The 14821-nt window shown below is 68.5% G+C and carries 13 protein-coding genes and 1 tRNA gene; 10 read left to right on the top strand and 4 right to left on the bottom strand.

From position 1 onward, the window contains the following. Positions 1-8: 8 nt before the first annotated feature. Entirely contained in the window at positions 9-3344 is a 3336-nt protein-coding gene (carB, locus tag H6G16_RS10375) for a carbamoyl-phosphate synthase large subunit (RefSeq protein WP_190390258.1), read from the bottom strand. A 125-nt stretch (positions 3345-3469) separates the two neighbouring features. Here carB and H6G16_RS10370 point away from each other — a divergent pair, with 125 nt between their 5' ends. The 6 genes from H6G16_RS10370 to H6G16_RS10345 all read left to right on the top strand — a co-directional run bounded on the left by H6G16_RS10370 (position 3470) and on the right by H6G16_RS10345 (position 7861). Continuing rightward, positions 3470-4105 (top strand): DUF3318 domain-containing protein, encoded by a 636-nt coding sequence (locus H6G16_RS10370; RefSeq protein ID WP_190390257.1) that lies wholly within the window; start codon positions 3470-3472, stop codon positions 4103-4105. Beyond that, positions 4098-4487, top strand: a complete 390-nt coding sequence (gene rsfS, locus H6G16_RS10365) for a ribosome silencing factor (RefSeq protein ID WP_190390256.1) — start codon at positions 4098-4100, stop codon at positions 4485-4487. The genes H6G16_RS10370 and rsfS overlap by 8 nt, the downstream gene beginning before the upstream one ends. Positions 4488-4492: 5 nt before the next feature. Then, positions 4493-4975 carry a CGLD27 family protein gene (locus tag H6G16_RS10360; RefSeq protein WP_190390255.1) on the top strand — a complete coding sequence of 161 codons (483 nt, stop codon included), beginning with the start codon at positions 4493-4495 and terminating at the stop codon, positions 4973-4975. A gap of 19 nt (positions 4976-4994) precedes the next feature. Further along, the gene (locus H6G16_RS10355) at positions 4995-5966 is read left to right on the top strand and encodes an asparaginase (protein ID WP_190390254.1); all 972 of its coding nucleotides are present in this window, start codon (positions 4995-4997) and stop codon (positions 5964-5966) included. 69 nt (positions 5967-6035) lie between these two features. Continuing rightward, positions 6036-6112, top strand: a tRNA-Met gene (locus tag H6G16_RS10350). 117 nt (positions 6113-6229) lie between these two features. Then, positions 6230-7861 (top strand): GMC family oxidoreductase, encoded by a 1632-nt coding sequence (locus H6G16_RS10345; RefSeq protein WP_190390253.1) that lies wholly within the window; start codon positions 6230-6232, stop codon positions 7859-7861. A gap of 169 nt (positions 7862-8030) precedes the next feature. Here H6G16_RS10345 and H6G16_RS10340 read toward each other — a convergent pair whose 3' ends face one another. Then, the gene (locus H6G16_RS10340; RefSeq protein ID WP_347238864.1) at positions 8031-8222 is read right to left on the bottom strand and encodes a DUF2811 domain-containing protein; all 192 of its coding nucleotides are present in this window, start codon (positions 8220-8222) and stop codon (positions 8031-8033) included. Between the two features lie 534 nt (positions 8223-8756). Continuing rightward, positions 8757-9869, bottom strand: a complete 1113-nt coding sequence (locus H6G16_RS10335; RefSeq protein WP_190390251.1) for a sirohydrochlorin chelatase — start codon at positions 9867-9869, stop codon at positions 8757-8759. A gap of 112 nt (positions 9870-9981) precedes the next feature. Between H6G16_RS10335 and H6G16_RS10330 the strand changes: the two genes are divergently transcribed. The 3 genes from H6G16_RS10330 to H6G16_RS10320 are packed head-to-tail and all read left to right on the top strand — an operon-like array spanning position 9982 to position 11797. Beyond that, positions 9982-10638, top strand: a complete 657-nt coding sequence (locus H6G16_RS10330) for a ParB-like protein (protein WP_190390250.1) — start codon at positions 9982-9984, stop codon at positions 10636-10638. A gap of 13 nt (positions 10639-10651) precedes the next feature. Further along, positions 10652-11098 carry a universal stress protein gene (locus tag H6G16_RS10325; protein ID WP_190390249.1) on the top strand — a complete coding sequence of 149 codons (447 nt, stop codon included), beginning with the start codon at positions 10652-10654 and terminating at the stop codon, positions 11096-11098. 42 nt (positions 11099-11140) lie between these two features. Further along, positions 11141-11797, top strand: coding sequence for a hypothetical protein (locus tag H6G16_RS10320; RefSeq protein ID WP_190390248.1), 657 nt, complete (start codon positions 11141-11143; stop codon positions 11795-11797). Here H6G16_RS10320 and H6G16_RS10315 read toward each other — a convergent pair. Further along, on the bottom strand, positions 11794-14193 hold the full coding sequence (locus H6G16_RS10315) for a glycogen/starch/alpha-glucan phosphorylase (RefSeq protein WP_190390247.1): 2400 nt from the start codon (positions 14191-14193) through the stop codon (positions 11794-11796). The genes H6G16_RS10320 and H6G16_RS10315 overlap by 4 nt on opposite strands. 167 nt (positions 14194-14360) lie before the next feature. On the opposite strand from H6G16_RS10315, the gene H6G16_RS10310 reads away from it, so the two are divergent. Beyond that, positions 14361-14821: glutamine synthetase III (locus H6G16_RS10310; RefSeq protein ID WP_190390246.1), on the top strand; the 461-nt coding region annotated here is incomplete at its 3' end.

Below are 14821 nucleotides of genomic sequence, written 5' to 3'. Positions count from 1 at the left end.
GGGCCTGCCTAACGGGACGGGGCGGGGCGGGACAGTGCGGGATGGATGTCCTGCAGGGCATTCACCTCGATCGTCTGCTGCTGCAGGGCCGTGATCGCTTCCACGGCGGCCCGGGCGCCGGCCAGGGTGGTGACCGTCGGCACGGCGTAGTCGAGGGCGGCCCGGCGCAGGTACTGGTCGTCGTGGGCGGCCTGGCGGCCGATCGGCGTGTTGATGATCAGCTGGATCCGGGCCGAGCGGATCGCATCCTCGATGTTGGGCCGGCCCTCGTGCACCTTGAGGATCGCTTCCACCGTGAGCCCGGCGGCCCGCAGCACTTCGGCGGTGCCGCTGGTGGCGATCAGGGCAAACCCCAAGCCCACCAGCCGCTCGGCCACGGGCACCAGGGCCGCCTTGTCGCGGTCGTGGGTGGAGAGGAACACCGTGCCCGTGGTGGGCAGGGCCTCATTGGCGGCCAGCTCGGCCTTGGCATAGGCCATGCCGGCGCTGCTGGCGATGCCCATCACCTCCCCGGTGCTGCGCATCTCCGGACCCAGCAGGGTGTCGGAGCCGGGGAAGCGCTTGAACGGCAGCACCGCCTCCTTGACGGTCTGCAGGGGTGGCCGGGGTTCGGCCGTGAGGCCCAGCTCCGCCAGGGTGCGGCCGGCCATCAGCTGGCTGGCCACCTTGGCCAGGGCCACGCCGGTGGCCTTGGCCACGAACGGCACGGTGCGCGAGGCCCGGGGGTTGGCCTCGATGATGAACACCCGCTCGCCCTCCTCCGGATCGGTCTGCACGGCGAACTGCAGGTTGATCAAACCCCGCACCCCCAGGGCCAGGGCCAGGGCCCGGCTCCAGGCGCGGATCGTGGCCAGGGCCGCCTCGCTGAGGCTCACCGACGGCAGCCAGCAGGCCGAGTCGCCCGAGTGGATCCCGGCCGGCTCGATGTGCTCCATCACCCCGCCGATCACCACCTGCCCGTCCCGGTCACACAGGGCGTCCACGTCCACCTCGATGGCGTTGTTGAGGTACTGGTCGATCAGCACCGGGTGGTCGGGCTCCACCTGCACCGCCTCCACCATGTAGCGGTTCAGTTCGTCTTCGCCATACACCACCTCCATGGCCCGGCCGCCCAGCACGTAGCTGGGACGCACCACCACGGGGTAGCCCACCCGCTCGGCCACCGCCCGGGCCTCCGCCTCGCTGCGGGCCAAACCGTTGCGGGGCTGGCGGATCTCCAGCCGGCGCAGGATCGCCTCAAACTGCTCCCGGTCTTCAGCCGAATCGATCGATTCCGGCGAGGTGCCCCAGATGCGGCTGCCGGTGGCCAGGCCCTCGGGGGAGGCCAGCCAGCGCAGCAGCGGCATCGCCAGCTTGAGCGGGGTCTGGCCGCCGAACTGCACAATCACCCCCTCGGGCCGCTCCACCTCGATCACGTTGAGCACGTCCTCCAGGGTGAGGGGCTCGAAGTAGAGCCGGTCGCTGGTGTCGTAGTCGGTCGACACCGTTTCCGGGTTGCTGTTCACCATCACAGTGGCGAAACCTTCGGCCTGCAGGGCGAAGGAGGCGTGCACGCAGCAGTAGTCGAATTCGATGCCTTGGCCGATGCGGTTGGGACCGCCGCCCAGGATCATCACCTTGCGGCGGCTTTCGGGCTGCACCTCGTTTTCCGGCGGCACGATCTCGAGCGCACCGGCGGCGTTGAGCCGCTCCAGCGGCCGCTCGTAGGTGGAGTAGTGGTACGGGGTGCTCGAGGCGAATTCCGCCGCGCAGGTGTCGACGGTCTTGAACACGGCGTTGACGCCCAGGGCCTGGCGGTGGCGGCGCACCTCCAGCTCCTGGCTGCCGGTGGCCCAGGCGAGCTGGCGATCCGAAAAGCCCAGCTGCTTGAGCTCCAGCAGGGCCGGGGCCTCGAGCGCCGCCAGCTGGCGGCCCAGCAGCAGGCCCTGCTCGGCCTCGAGGATGCGGCGCAGCTTGGCCAGGAACCAGGGATCGATGGCACTGAGCTGGTGGATCTCGTCGTCGCTGCGGCCGGCCAGCATCGCCGCGCGCACGGCGAAGATCCGCTCGGGGGTGGCGGTGCGCAGGGCGCGCTCCAGCTCGGTGGGCTCCCAGGGGGCGTCGGGCCGGTCGCAGCCCCAACCGGCATGGCCCGTTTCCAGGGAACGCAGCGCCTTCTGGAACGACTCCTCAAAGCAACGGCCAATCGCCATGGCCTCGCCCACCGACTTCATCGAGGTGGTGAGCACCGCCGGGCTGCCGCGGAATTTCTCAAAGGCGAAGCGGGGAATCTTCGTCACCACGTAATCAATCGTGGGCTCGAAGCAGGCCGGCGTGGCGCCGGTGATGTCGTTGAGGATTTCGTCGAGGGTGTAGCCCACCGCCAGCCGGGCGGCGATCTTGGCGATCGGGAAGCCGGTGGCCTTGCTGGCCAGGGCCGAGCTGCGCGAGACGCGCGGATTCATCTCGATCACCACCACATCCCCGTTGACGGGGTTGATGGCGAACTGGATGTTGCTGCCGCCGGTGTCCACACCGATCTCGCGGATGATCGCGATCGACTGGTCGCGCAGGCGCTGGTACTCCCGGTCCGTGAGGGTCTGGGCCGGCGCCACGGTGATCGAATCGCCGGTGTGCACCCCCATCGGATCGAGGTTTTCGATGCTGCACACGATCACCACGTTGTCGGCGGTGTCGCGCATCACCTCGAGCTCGAATTCCTTCCAGCCCAGCAGCGACTGCTCGATCAGGATCTGGGAGACGGGGCTGGCCTCCAGGCCGCTCTTGCAGAAGGCGCGGAACTCCTCGGGGTTGTAGGCGATGCCGCCGCCGCTGCCGCCGAGGGTGAAGGCCGGGCGAATGATGCGCGGGTAGCTGCCGATGGCGTCGCCCACCCGTTCGGCCTCCTCCGGGGTGTTGGCGATGCCAGAGGGACACACCGCCACCCCGATCCGCTCCATCGCCTCCTTGAACAGGAGCCGGTCTTCCGCCTTCTGGATGGCCTCGAGGTTCGCCCCGATCAACTCCACCCCGTACTTGGCCAAGGTGCCGTTCTCGGCGAGGGTCACCGCCAGGTTGAGGGCCGTCTGGCCGCCCATGGTGGGCAGCAGGGCATCGGGCTTCTCGATCTCAATCACCCGGGCCACCACCTCGGGGGTGAGCGGCTCGATGTAGGTGCGATCCGCCATGTCCGGATCGGTCATGATCGAGGCCGGGTTGGAATTCACCAACACCACCTCAAATCCCTCGGCCCGCAGGGCCTTGCAGGCCTGGGTGCCGGAATAGTCAAATTCACAGGCCTGGCCGATCACGATCGGACCCGAGCCCAGCAGCAGGATGCGCCTGAGGTCCGTGCGGCGGGGCATGGGGGGTGAGCAAGCCAAACCTGCCTAGCCTCTCACGCCCCCCCGGCCGGCTTTCTCTCCTGGAGGCCCGTTCGGCAGGAGAGAGTGGAATCGCTAACGTGAATCCCAACGCGGTTTCCCACCCGATGAGCGAACTCCAGCGCCTGAAAGGGCTGCTGCCCCCGGAATTGCAGAGCTGGGTGTTTGTGGAAGCGGCCGCTTCGGTGGATCCGCCCCTGGTCACCATCGAGGAGATCGGCCGCGACGAGGTGGAGATCCAGGTGGATCTGGAGAAGTGGGACGGCTTGGCGCTCGACCACCGCAATCTGCTGTTCTGGCACGAAGTGGGCCGGATCCAGAACGACGCCGTGCCCCGGGACGGGTGGGAAATGGCGGCCCTGGCCATCGGCCTGGGCGGCGCCATCGGCGAGCTGTGGGTGCAGGACGGCCTGCTGCTGGTGATGGCCCTGGGCCTCTCGGGCTTCGCCGGCTACCGCCTTTACCTCAAGAACAACTCCGAGAAGCGGCTCCAGGACGCCATCGCCGCCGATGAGCGGGCCATCGACCTGGCCACCCGCTTCGGCTACACCCTGCCCAATGCCTACAAGAGCCTGGGCGGCGCCCTCAAGGAGCTGGTGGAGCAAACCCGCAAGAAGAAGAAACGCACCTTCTACGAAGACCGGCTGGAGGCACTGCGCAAAAGTGCCGGCAAGGCCCGGGCCGAAATGGCCCAGCAGCAGGGCTCCCGCCAATCGGTGACCAGCGAGAACGTGTATGGCTGATTCCCTCCCCGACCTCGACAGCGAGGCGCTGGCCCGGTTGGCGGCCGAGGCCTGCGACGATCGCAAGGCCGTCGACATTCGCTTAATCCGGGTGGATGAGGTGTCGTCCCTGGCCGACTGGTTCGTGATCTGCAGCGGCCTTTCCGATGTGCAGGTGCGCGCCATCGCCCGCTCGGTGGAGGATCAGATCGAGGAGACCACTGGCCGGCTGCCCCTGCGCCGTGAGGGCCAGAAGGAGGGTCGCTGGATGCTGCTCGACTACGGCGAGGTGATCGTGCATGTGCTCACCCCCAGCGAGCGCACCTATTACGACCTCGAATCCTTCTGGGGCCACGGCGAACAGGTGCGCTTCGTAAGCTCAACTCCCGCCGTCACCCCCTGAGATCCATGCCGTGCCCGGTGCCGCCCGAGCAACGGCCCCTGCGGGAATACGAGCAGCTGCTCGAGTCGTGGTTTTTTGTCTGGCCGGCCCACACCTTGGGCGGGCTGCTGCGCCCCCTGGCCACCAGCTGGCTGCTGCTGCTGCCCCTCACCGTGTTGGTGGCCAGTGGCAGCTGGGTGATGCGCCACCATCCCGTGCAGCTGGTGCTCGCCGGCATGGTGGCCGCCGTCGCCCTGCCGATCCTGCTGCTGGTGCGCCAGTGGCTGGGCTGGAACTACGTGCACCGGCGGCTGATCTCCGAACGGGTGGAGTACGAGGAATCCGGCTGGTACGACGGCCAGGTGTGGGAAAAGCCCCTGCCCTGGCGCCAACAGGACCTGCTCGTGGCCCAGCACCAGGTGCAGCCCGTGCTGCGGCGGCTGCAGCAAGGGGCGGCGCTGGCGCTGATCCTTGCCCTGGTGGGGGCGAGCCTCTGTCAGGCTCTGTGAGATCGGTTCCCGGGCTCCAGTGACCCTGTCCTCCAGTTTTGGTGGCACCGCCCGTGGGGGCGTCCCTCCCCTGGAGGTGCGGCTGCTCCGCAACGGCATCGTCGAATCCCGCCACCGGGTGCATGCCGTGGTGGGCGACGGGCGGGGACGGGTGTTGATGCGGGCGGGCGATCCCCAGCAGCTGAGCTTTGTGCGCTCGGCCCTCAAACCCTTCCAGGCCACCGTGTTCGTGGGCAGCGGCGCGGCCGACCACTGCAACTGCGGCGAGCGGGGACTGGCGATCGCCTGCGCCAGCCACGCCGGCACCGCAATGCATGCCCGCGAGGCCTTCAAGCTGCTCTGGGGAGCCGAGATCGAGGCCGAACAGCTGCAGTGCCCCGTGCCCGAGTGCGGCCGCAGCCCCCTGGAGCACAACTGCTCCGGCAAGCACGCCGCCTTCCTGGCCACCTGCCGCCAGCTGGGCTGGAGCCGGGAGAGCTACCTGCAGAAGGAGCACCCCCTGCAGCAGGAAGTGCTGAAACGGGTGGGCGATCTGCTGGCCCTGCCCGCCGCCGAACTGCTCACCGCCCGGGACGACTGCGGCGCCCCCACCCTGCAGCTGCAACTGGCCCAAATGGCCCTGCTCTATGCCCACTTGGGGGCCGGCAGCCAGGCCGATCTGGAGCGGCTGAGCCGGGCGATGCTGGCCCATCCCGAGCTGGTGGCCGGCGAGGGCCGCTTCGACACCGAACTGATGCGCCGCGGCCATCGCCAGGTGCTCAGCAAGGGGGGCGCCGAGGGCATCCAGTGCCTGAGCCGCGTGGGGGAAGGTCTGGGGGTGGCCATCAAGGTGGAGGACGGCTCGGCCCGGGCCAAACATGCCGTCGCCCTCCATCTGCTGGAGCAGCTCGACTGGCTGACGCCGATGACCCTGGAGGAGCTGCGCGGCAGCTTCCTGCACCCGGCGCCCCATCTGCAGCTCGAGGTGATCGGGGAGCTGCGCTTTGACTGATCCCTACAACTGATCCCTACAACTGATCACGTGGCGTGGGCACACCGACTGGTAGGGTTGGGAAGTCGACGCGGGGTAGAGCAGTCTGGTAGCTCGTCGGGCTCATAACCCGAAGGTCGCGAGTTCAAATCTCGCCCCCGCCACCAAAGTTCCAAAACCCCGGCAGTCCCCTGTCGGGGTTTTGTTGTTCTAGGCCCGCAGAACGTTGTTCAGGGCCTAGCCCGATCCGTCCCTTGCGCTTCCCGGCAATGCCAGCCCAGGCGATGGCCCCTTCCCCCACCGCGTTCCAGCCCGACGCCATCGTGGTGGGCTCCGGGGCCACCGGCGGTGTGGCGGCCATGGTGCTGGCTGAGGCGGGCCTGCGGGTGCTGGTGCTGGAGGCGGGCCCCGACCTCTCGGCCCGGGAGGCCTTCGGCAGCGAACCGCTGAACACGGCCCGCCGCCTGGCCAACATGTCCAGCGGCAAACAGCGGCTGCAGCGCCACCACCCGGGGTTCTGGAAGCACAACCCCAACCTGTTCGTCGATGAGCGGCGCAACCCCTACTCCACTCCCGACGATGCCCCCTTTCTGTGGAGCCGGGGGCGGCAGGTGGGGGGCAAGAGCCTCACCTGGGGAGGCATCACCCTGCGCCTCTCCGACCACGAATTCCAGCCGGGTCAGGGGCCGGGCTGGCCGATCCGCCACGCCGACCTGGATCCCTACTACACCCGGCTGGAGCAGCTGCTGGGCGTGCACGGGGGCCGCGATGGCTTGCCCCAGCTGCCCGACGGGCACATGCTGCCGCCGCTGCCCTTCACCCCGGGGGAAGCGCACCTCCAGAGCCGCATCGGGCGCGAGCTGGACCTGCCCCTGATCCATTCCCGCGGCTTCAACCTGCACCGGGGGCCCGGCTGGCCCCGATCGGCAAGCCAGGGATCCACCCTGGCCCGGGCCCGGGCCACCGGCCGCACCCTGGTGCGCAGCCATGCCGTGGTGAGCCATCTGGTGCTCGACGGCGAGCGGGCCCGCGGCGTGGTGGTGGTGGATGGCGCCACGGGCGCCCGCGAGCAGATCACGGCGCCCCTGGTGGTGCTCTGCGCCTCCACGATCGAAACCCTGCGAATCCTGCTGCACTCGAGCGCCGCCCACCAGGCCGGCGGCCTTGCCGACCCCTCCGGCAGCCTGGGCCGCTACCTGATGGACCACATCTCCAGCAGCCGCTTCTTTTCGATCCCCGGAGTGGAGGCCCCCCGCGAGCCCATGGAGCTCTCCGGCGCCGGCAGTTGCTTCATCCCCAACACCGTGAACCTGGCCCCGGACAACGCCACCGATTTCCAGGGCGGCTACGGCCTCTGGACGGCCCTGCAGCGCTTCGATCCACCGGCCCTGCTGCAGCGCCGCCGCGGCGAGGCGGTGGGCTTCCTGATCGGCCACGGCGACGTGCAACCCAAGGCCGACAACCGGGTGACGTTGAACACCGAACGCCCCGATGCCTGGGGGTTGCCCACCGCCCACATCTCCTGCCGCTGGGGTGAGAACGAGCAGCGCCTGGTGGCCCACATGCACCGCCGCATGGAAGCCGTGGTGGCCGCCGCCGGCGGGCAGATCCGTGCGATCGAAGATCTCTTCGTGCTGCCCCTGCTGGAGCCCTGGATCCGCAGCAGCCTGGCGGTGGGCGCCGACGCGCCGCCCCCGGGCTACTACATCCATGAACTGGGTGGGGCCCGGATGGCGGCGACGCCGGACGAGGGGGTGGTGAACCCCCTCAACCAGTGCTGGGGGGCACCCAACGTGCTGGTGGTGGATGGGGCCTGCTGGCCCCGGGCGGGCTGGCAGAGTCCCACCCTCACGGAAATGGCGATCACCTGGCGCGCCTGTGAGGCCGCAGTCAGTCGGCTGCGCCGGGGCGATTGACAGGATCCCCGCACCCGGTCGCCAACCTGTGTCGATCGCCACAACTGGGCCTGTTGCCGGCCCGCACAATGGCGGGGCGACCTGTCACAGGGTCGGGCAAGGGAGACTCAGGCGGAGGTTGGCCCCTCCGCCTTTTTTTTCGCCTGCTCCACCCAGGTCCAGGGCCGGCTCAGGGACGCAGGAACAGGCCGTTGAGGTAGTGCTGGGTCACGCCCTGATCGCCGCAGCCGTTCTGAAACAGAAAACCGGCCAACGCCGAGGAGATCAGCCGGTACTGGTCCCACTGGGGATGGTGCTCCAGGAACTGGCGCATGCCATCGAACAGCACCTCGGGCACTTCGGCCTCCAGGCTGATGCTCACCGACCGTGCCTCCAGACCCCCGTCATCCGCGCCGGTCGCCTGGGGAGGGGCGGGGAGGGGAGGGGCACAGTCCTTCTCCATGCAACGTTGAAGGTGACTGTGCTCGGAGGCCATTGCGGAGACGGGGCGGCTGAAGGTGCCCAGTACGCCACAGCAGAGGCAGCGGCGTCAAAGCCCGGGGCCTTGGTCGAACCCATGCCGATCCAGGCTGAGATCGCCTGTGCTGGCGGACACTCGGCCGGTGCAGCGACGCTTGCACCGCACCGCTGAAGATCGGGGCCAGCCGCTGTCAAGAGGGACCTGAACAAAATCGTCCATTCCCCAGGCCCTTGGCCAAAGCGGCCTTCCGGAGCTCCATTCTGGGGAAAACACCCCATGAATCTGGGGAAAAACCCAGGCCAATGGGGAAAGCTCGAACCAATCAGCAGATCTGATGCAAGCGAGTCTCAGAAGACCCTGCAAAAGACGAGACGACTGAGGCACTCCAAACCCTCCACTTGTCTTCGGAATGTGATGAAGGAGATCGCCATTCCCTCACCCGGGCCGCAGGGTCCGCGGCCCCAGGGGGTGGTCGGCGTGGGGGTAGGGGGGATGGTGGTGAGCGGGCTCATGGCTGTGGTCGTGAGCGTGGTCGTGCTCGTGCTCGTGGTCATGGCTGTGGCTGTGGCTGCCCACCGGAATCGGCACGCCATCGGGCTGGCAGGCCCCGGTGCACTCCCGCTCGCAGAGGTCGCACCCATCGGTGAGGCCCTCCACGTGGTGGTGGTGGCTGTGCTGGGGGGCCCCGACTTCGGTCTCAAACCCCAGAACCTGGGCCCGGTACTTGCAGAGGGAGCAGTTCATGTTGGTGTCGCCGCGCACCACCTCCGCCACCCGCTCCACAAAGGTGTCGAGCACCAGGGGGTGGTCGGCGAGATAGGAGGCCTTCACGAACTCCAGCTCCGGATGGTCGGCGGCAACCCGATCGGTGTGCTGCTGGATGCGGCTCACCAACACGCCTGAAAAGAGGAAATAGGGAAAGACGACGATCCGCCGGTAGCCAAGCCGCACCAGCTGGCGCAGCCCCGGCTCCACCAGCGGGAAGGTGACGCCGGAGTAGACGGTTTCGCCCCAGCCGAAGCCGAAGCCCTCCACCAGCATCCGCGTCACCTTGGCGACGTTGGAGTTGGCATCGGGATCGGAGGAGCCACGACCCACCACCACCAGCAGGGTGTCGTGCAGCGGCACCGCCCCGCCGGCTTGGTCGAGGGCCTCGCGGATCCGAGCTCCAGCCGCCTGGATCATCTTCAGATCAACGCCCAGCTCCCGGCCGTAATCGATGCGCAGGCCCGTCTCGGCCGCGTAGGTGTTCAACACCGAGGGGATGTCGTTCTTGGCGTGGCCCGCCGCAAACAGCATCGCCGGCACCGCCAGCACATGGGTGACGCCCCGGGCCCGCAGGGCATCGAGACCATCCCTCAGGATCGGCCGGGCAAACTCCAGGTAGCCGTACTCCACGGGCACCGCCGGCAACTGCTCCTGCAGGCCCCGGGCCAAGGCGGCAAATTCGGCCACCGCCAGCCGGTTCCGACTGCCATGGCCGCAGACCAACACCCCGATTGGCCCGTGGGGGCCTGCGCTGAGGTCTGGAGGGGGAAGGGAAGCCATGGCCGGATGCACCTGAAGGCGACCCTATTCCCGCGGGCCAGGCCGGGAGACGTGGGGCAAGGGCTGTCCTCAGGGGCGAGAATGGGCAGGCTTTCAGGCTGGCCTCGCCGCCATGGCCTTGCGCCTCCCCCCCTATCAGCCCTTGCCCGCTCCCAGCGAGGGGGGGGAGCTGCTGGAGGTGCCCATCGGCCAGCTACGGCCCACCCAGCTCTGCGTCGGGCTGGCCGAGGTGCGCAGTCGGTTGCGGGACTTCAGCCGAGAGGATGCGCGGGAACGGCGGTCTTACCTGGGCACCAAGCCCGTGCCCCTGGTGCGGAACCGCTGCGGCGACGTGTGGATGGTGGATCGCCACCACCGCCTGCGGGCCCTGATCGAGATGGATCCCGGAGCCACGGCCTTTGGCTATGTGGTGTTGGAGCTCGACACCGATGACCACCAGCAGGTGCTCGAGGCCCTGCACCAGCGCGGCTGGCTCTATCTCTATGACGGACGAGGGCTGGGCCCCCTCTCCCCCTCCGCCCTGCCCGACCAGCTCACCGGCCTCCAGGACGATCCCTACCGCAGCCTGGTGTGGAAGCTGAAAAAAGAGGGCGTGCTGGCTCCCGCCCCCCTGATCCCGTTCCACGAATTTCGCTGGGGAGCCTGGCTGCGCAGCCGTCCCCTGCCGCCCTTCAGCTCCGACCAGCTCGATCCCGCCCTGCCTAGGGCCCGGGCCCTGGCCCGCTCCGCCGCCGCCTCCCATCTGGCCGGCTGGAAAGGCACTCCCTGACCCCTCCCCACCCATGTCCTACCGCCACCTGCTGGTGCCCACCGATGGGTCCGAACTCTCCACCAAGGCGGTGCAACAGGCCGTCGACCTGGCCCGCAGCCTGGGGGCCCAACTGACGGTTTTTCACGTGCAAACCAACTTCCCCATCTCCCTGGTGGGGGTGGGCGAGCTGGTGGATCCCCACACGGTGGAAGCCCTGGTGACGGCGGCCCGGGACGGCGCCGAACGGATCCTGGCGGAGGCCGTCGCCGTTGCCGAGGCCGCCGGGGTGCCCTGTGACCGCGACACCGTTGTGCATGGCCTCCCCTACGCCGCGATCGTGGAGGCCGCCGGGCGCCATGGCGCCGACCTGATCGTGATGGCCTCCCACGGACGGCGCGGACTGGAGGGGGTGCTGCTGGGCAGCGAAACCCACCGGGTGCTCACCCACTGCCCCTGCCCGGTGCTGGTGGTGCGCTGAGGGCTGGCCACTACGCTGCGGTCAAGCGCAACAGGCGAGCCGGTGGCCAAGGACGAATCGAGCAGGGGCGAGGAACTACGGGCCCTGGGCTGGACACCCGAAGAGGTGCGGCAGTACGAGGAGCTCTGGGAGTACCGCCAGCGCTGGGGGGCGATCAACCTCGAGCCGGAAGACCGGGTGTTTCTGCGCAAGGCCGAGGCGGCCCTGCCCAAGCGGGTGGCCCATGGCAAGGGCTCGCTGAAGAAAACCCTGCAGCAGAAGTCGCACTACCGCTGGCTGAGCTTCTACCGCGACGCCATGCTGGCCAGTGCCGACAGCCTGGCCCTCCAGCCTGGCGAGGAGGCGGCCTGGGTGATCCTGCTGGAGGAAGAGCTGCGGGCCCTCGACCACTACGAGCCGGTGCTGGGCCTACCCGACACCCTCAAAGCCAAGGAGCTGCTGCCGGCCCGGGAGGCCTGGATCGAGGCGGTGGCCCCCCAGGGCCGCGTGCTGAGCTTCGATTTCGACGCGCCGCTGGAGGCCCTCAAGCAGCAGGAATCCACCAGCTGGAAGCCCCTGCGCAGTGAAGGATCCCGGTCCTATCCGGTGCTTCCTGCCGAGGCGGCCGCTGCCTTCCGCACCCAGGTGGGCCAGGAGGTGGCCGCCCACATCCGCGCCACCTTCCCCTCGCTCAAGGACAGCGACAAGCCAGCCCCCTAGGGCGCTGGTGCCTCGGCGCTGGCCTGCACCCGCACCGGCTCCACCTTCCAGATGCGCTCGGCGTACTCGCGGATCGAGCGGTCGCTGCTGAAGAAGCCGCAGCGCATGGTGTTGTGCAGCGACATCCGGGCCCAACGGCCCCGGTCCACCCAGGCCTCATCCACCGCGTTCTGGGCCCGCCGGTAGTCGGCCCCATCCGCCATCACCCGGAAGGGGTCATGGCTGGTGAGGCTGGCTAGCAGCGGATGGAAGAGCTCCCCATCTCCCTCGCTGAAGTAGCCGGAGCCGATCAGCTCGAGGGCCTGGCGCACCATCGGATCCTGTTCGATCCAGGGCATGGGGTGGTAGCCGCTGTGGTGGAGCTGCTCGATCTGCTCGGCGGTGTGGCCGAACAGAAAGAAGTTCTCGGCTCCAACGCAATCGCGAATCTCGATGTTGGCCCCATCGAGGGTGCCGATCGTCACCGCTCCGTTGAGGGCCATCTTCATGTTGCCGGTGCCGGAGGCCTCCTTGCCGGCCGTGGAGATCTGCTCGGAGAGATCCACCGCCGGATACACCAGCTGGCCGAGGCTGACGCTGAAGTTGGGCAGGAACACCACCTTGAGGCGGCCATCCATGGCCGGGTCCATGTTCACCACATCGGCGATGCCCACCAGCAACCGGATGATCAGCTTGGCCAGGGCGTAGCCCGGAGCCGCCTTGCCCCCGAACACGAACGTGCGGGGCGGCAGGTTCTCGCCGGCGCGAATGCGCAGATAGCGCTCCACGATCTGCAGAGCCGCCAGATGTTGGCGCTTGTATTCATGGATGCGCTTCACCTGCACGTCGAACAGGGAGGTGTGGTCCACCAGCACGCCCAGCTCCCGCCGCATGTGCTGGGCCAGACGCTGCTTGCCCAGATCGCGCACCGCCTGCCAGCGCTCAAGGAAGGCGGGATCGTCGGCGTAGGCCGCCAGGCCCTGCAATTCCTCGAGATCGGTGCGCCAACGGTCGCCGATCACCTCATCGAGCAGGGCCGCCAGGGGCGGATTGGCCACGGCCAGCCAGCGGCGCGGGGTGACGCCATTGGTGACGTTGATGAAGCGCTCTGGCCAGATGCGGGCCAGATCGGCAAACAGGTGCTGCTTCAGCAGGGTGCTGTGCAGCTCGGCCACCCCATTGACGTGGTGGCTGCCCACCACTGCTAGGTGGGCCATGCGCACGCGCCGCTGGGAGCCCTCCTCGATCAGGGAGATGCGCTGCAGGATCTGGGGATCGCCGGGGTAGCGAATCCGGGCCATGCGCAGGAAGCGCGTGTTGATCTCGTAGATGATTTCCAGCTGGCGGGGCAGCAGCTGCTCGAACAGGTCCACGCCCCAGGTCTCGAGGGCCTCGGGCAGCAGGGTGTGGTTGGTGTAGCTGATGCTGGCCGTGGTGATCGACCAGGCGGTATCCCAGTCGACGCCGTGGCCATCCATCAGCAGCCGCATCAGCTCGGCCACGGCAATGGCCGGATGGGTGTCGTTGAGCTGCACCGCAAATTTGCGGTGGAAGTCGGTCACCGCCAGGCCCTGGCCGCGCAGGATGCGGAACATGTCCTGCAGGGAGCAGCTCACAAAGAAGATCTGCTGGGAGAGGCGCAGCCGCTTGCCCTGGTCGAGCTCGTCGTTGGGGTAGAGCACCTTCGAGAGGGTCTCCGACTGCATCTTGCGCAGCACGGCCCGGGTGTAGTCGCCGGCGTTGAAGGAGGCGAAATCAAAGGCCTCCGGTGCCACCGCCGACCACAGCCGCAGGGTGTTGGCGGTGTTGACGCCGTAGCCCAGGATCGGCGTGTCATGGGCCACACCGATCACGGTGTGCTCGCCGATCTGCACCGGATAGCTCCACTCCGGCCGGATCACCTCCCAGGGGTTGCCCTGGGCCAGCCAGGGGTCGGTGCTCTCCACCTGGCCCTGGGGCGTGATCTGCTGGCGGAAAATGCCGAATTCGTAGCGGATGCCGTAGCCGATCGCCGGCAGCTCCAGCGTGGCCATCGACTCCTGGAAGCAGGCCGCCAGCCGGCCCAGGCCGCCGTTGCCCAGGCCGGGTTCGGGCTCCTCGGCGATCAGCTCCTCGAGGTTCAGGCTAAGGCTGGTGCAGGCCTCGCGGGCGGCCTCCACCAGGCCCAGGTTCACCAGGTTGTTTTCCAGGTGGGGGCCCAGCAGGTACTCCGCCGAGAGGTAGGTGGCGGTGCGCACGTGCTCCCGGGTGTACGTGTCGGCGGTGTCGACCCAGTTCTTGAGCAGACGGTCGCGCACCGCCAGCGCCAGGCAGCGGTAGTGGTCGTGGCGGGTAGCCAGGGAGGTGGATTTGGCCTGGCTGAAGAAGAGATGCCGCTGCATCGCTTCCACCAGGGCCTGGCTGTCGGCTGAGGCCATCCCTGGACTCCCTGCAAAGGTGAAGTCTGGAGCTGGCGGCTGGAATCCGCAGGGCCGTGGTCACGGTGTCCGGACACGGGGGGAGACCAATTGGTCCAGCGGTATCAACCGCAGCAAAGGATGGGGAGGGCGGTGACTTTGGGTGGGTCCACGTGCGTGTTCATCCCATGCCTTCCCAGCCCCGTCTCCAGGCCCTCGAGCAGATCCAAAGCCGTCCCGCCGCCGCCACCGAACCCGCCACCGGGCTCGATGAGCTCTGGGCCTGTGACGTCTTCACCCTGGACAAGATGAAATCGGCCCTCCCCAAGGAGGTGTTCAAGTCGATCCAGCGCACCATCCGCGAGGGCGGCAAGCTCGACATGTCGATGGCCAACGTGGTGGCCCAGGCGATGAAGGATTGGGCCACCAGCCGCGGCGCCCTCTACTACGCCCACGTCTTCTATCCGCTCACCAACCTCACCGCCGAGAAGCACGACGGCTTCATCTCGCCCCAGGGGGATGGAACGGTCATCTCGGAGTTCACCGGCAAGCTGCTGGTGCAGGGCGAGCCCGACGGCTCCTCCTTCCCCAACGGCGGCATCCGCTCCACCTTCGAGGCCCGCGGTTACACCGCCTGGGACATCACCAG

Origin of the sequence: Cyanobium sp. FACHB-13342, assembly GCF_014697415.1 — a bacterium.
GTDB lineage: Bacteria > Cyanobacteriota > Cyanobacteriia > PCC-6307 > Cyanobiaceae > Cyanobium_A.
Note: the sequence above shows the minus strand (reverse complement) of the source record. Positions and strands in the feature narration are given on the sequence as shown.

Coding starts and splice junctions, on each gene's coding strand:
- H6G16_RS10360 (WP_190390255.1), top strand. CDS start 4,493: ATGCCGTGCCCGGTGCCGCCCGAGCAACGGCCCCTGCGGGAATACGAG.
- H6G16_RS10330 (WP_190390250.1), top strand. CDS start 9,982: ATGGCCTTGCGCCTCCCCCCCTATCAGCCCTTGCCCGCTCCCAGCGAG.
- carB (WP_190390258.1), bottom strand. CDS start 3,344: ATGCCCCGCCGCACGGACCTCAGGCGCATCCTGCTGCTGGGCTCGGGT.
- H6G16_RS10370 (WP_190390257.1), top strand. CDS start 3,470: ATGAGCGAACTCCAGCGCCTGAAAGGGCTGCTGCCCCCGGAATTGCAG.
- H6G16_RS10325 (WP_190390249.1), top strand. CDS start 10,652: ATGTCCTACCGCCACCTGCTGGTGCCCACCGATGGGTCCGAACTCTCC.
- rsfS (WP_190390256.1), top strand. CDS start 4,098: ATGGCTGATTCCCTCCCCGACCTCGACAGCGAGGCGCTGGCCCGGTTG.
- H6G16_RS10345 (WP_190390253.1), top strand. CDS start 6,230: ATGGCCCCTTCCCCCACCGCGTTCCAGCCCGACGCCATCGTGGTGGGC.
- H6G16_RS10335 (WP_190390251.1), bottom strand. CDS start 9,869: ATGGCTTCCCTTCCCCCTCCAGACCTCAGCGCAGGCCCCCACGGGCCA.
- H6G16_RS10315 (WP_190390247.1), bottom strand. CDS start 14,193: ATGGCCTCAGCCGACAGCCAGGCCCTGGTGGAAGCGATGCAGCGGCAT.